Below are 1005 nucleotides of genomic sequence, written 5' to 3'. Positions count from 1 at the left end.
GGCTAAAAGCAGACAGGGACACATCTCCCAGGCTAGAAGGCTTCTCGGTCCGCCTGCAGAGAAACTGGACTGGGTTGCTGCCACGAAAACCTTGGCTCTAGGCCGGAAAGATCACCTGCAGAATTTGCTCGGGGGCAATCGACTCCACCTTCCCATCGGCCCCCTTGACCGCCCGAAACGGCCCCTCTGAAGGCAGCAGCCGCAGCGGGTCGGTGGGCCCAAACAACGCCACCAGCGGCGTCTGGGTAGCCACCGCCAAATGCATGGGAGCGCTATCGGCGCACAACAGCAGCGTTGCCCCACCAATCAAGGCCGCCAGCTGCCCCAGCCGGACAGGACGGCTCACCGGCAGCTCCGGCAGTTGCGCCAGAAAGCCCTCCGCCAGCTGCTCATCCTCTGGCCCCACCACCAGCACCAACGGCAGCTCCGGCCGCTTCTCCCGAAAACCCTTGATGACCTTGACCCAGTTGGCAGAGGGATAGATCTTCTGAATTCCCTTCTCCTGCGACAGCTGGCTGGCCCCCGGATGCAACAGCACATAATCTTGAGCGGCATCCCCCAAAAGGCGCTTGCGTTCCTGCTCTGCCCACTCCAGGTCTGCTTTTTTCAGACGAATCTGGGGCAACCCCGCCGGCGCAGCAATGCCAAACCCCTGCACCAGGTCGTGGTACATCTGGGCAGCATACTGGGCTGGCTTCAGGGGCACCGGGTCGGTCAGCCAAGGTCGCCCCGGCCCCGGCGGCGCATAGCCCACCCGCTTGGGAATGCCGGTCAGCCACAACAACAGCTTGACCCCCAAGCTTCGGCCCAGGCTCAGCACTGCGTCGTACTGCCGCTCGCGAATCCGCCCCAGCAGGTCGCTGAGATCCCCCAACGACAGCTGTTCTTTGAACGGAAAAGTCAGCACCCGGTTCACCGAAGGGCAAACCTCATAAGCCCCTGCTGCCCGCGGCTCCACCAGCACCTCCAGCTCCGCCTCCGGGAAGCGCTGCCGCAAACTGGCCA

At 63.8% G+C, this 1005-nt stretch carries 1 protein-coding gene; it reads right to left on the bottom strand.

Annotation, left to right across the window (positions count from 1 at the left end; genetic code table 11):
• Window positions 1–97: 97 nt before the first annotated feature.
• Window positions 98–1005, bottom strand: a 908-nt coding sequence (locus ACVWY8_RS13790) for a glycosyltransferase family 9 protein (protein ID WP_457395674.1), incomplete at its 5' end; no start/stop codon positions are given.

The sequence above is a fragment of the Thermostichus sp. OS-CIW-32 genome (assembly GCF_054060415.1).
Note: the sequence above shows the minus strand (reverse complement) of the source record. Positions and strands in the feature narration are given on the sequence as shown.